A 983-nucleotide genomic window follows, 5' to 3' on the forward strand; every position below is an offset into this window, starting at 1 on the left:
TACAACGCATTTACGGCACCGCGTGGGGCGATAAAAAGCAACTTAAAGCGTATTTAAAGCGCCTTGAAGAAGCTGAAAAACGCGATCACCGTCGTATTGGTAAAGCGCTTGATTTATGGCATTGGCAAGAAGAAGCGCCAGGCATGGTATTTTGGCACAACGATGGTTGGAGCATTTACCGCGAGCTTGAAGAATTTGTACGTGAAAAATTACGCGAATATGAGTACGAAGAAGTAAAAGGTCCAATGATGATGGACCGTTCACTTTGGGAAAAATCAGGTCACTGGGAAAAATATTCAGAAGCAATGTTTACCACTGAGTCTGAAAAACGTGAATACGCAATTAAACCAATGAACTGCCCTGGTCACGTGCAAATCTTTAACCAAGGTTTAAAATCGTACCGTGATTTACCACTTCGTATGGCTGAATTTGGTTGTTGTCACCGTAATGAACCATCAGGTGCACTACACGGTTTAATGCGTGTACGTGGCTTTACACAAGATGACGCTCACATTTTCTGTACTGAAGAGCAGATAATGGACGAAGTGTCAGCGTGTATTAAGATGGTTTATGATACATATGAAACATTCGGATTTGAGAAGATTGTAGTTAAGCTATCTACTCGCCCAGAACAACGCATTGGTGAAGACCATATGTGGGATAAAGCAGAGCTTGCTTTAGCTGATGCACTTAAGCTAAACGATATTGAATTTGATTATCTTCCGGGCGAAGGCGCGTTTTACGGTCCTAAGATTGAATTTACTTTGTACGATTGTTTAGACAGAGCGTGGCAGTGTGGTACAGTGCAATTAGACTTTGCATTACCGGGTCGTTTAGGTGCTACTTATGTAGCAGAAAATAACGAGCGTCGTACACCTGTAATGATACATCGTGCTATTTTAGGTTCTATTGAACGCTTTATTGGCATTTTAACTGAAGAGTACGCTGGTTTATTCCCGACGTGGCTTGCACCAAAGCAAGTG

At 42.1% G+C, this 983-nt stretch carries 1 protein-coding gene; it reads left to right on the plus strand.

What is annotated here, in order from left to right; all coding sequences use genetic code 11:
* Nucleotides 1–983: threonine--tRNA ligase (gene thrS / locus H5072_RS20275; RefSeq protein ID WP_182694616.1), on the plus strand; the 983-nt coding region annotated here is incomplete at both ends.

The sequence above is a fragment of the Pseudoalteromonas sp. SR45-5 genome, assembly GCF_014163565.1.
Classification (GTDB): domain Bacteria; phylum Pseudomonadota; class Gammaproteobacteria; order Enterobacterales; family Alteromonadaceae; genus Pseudoalteromonas; species Pseudoalteromonas distincta.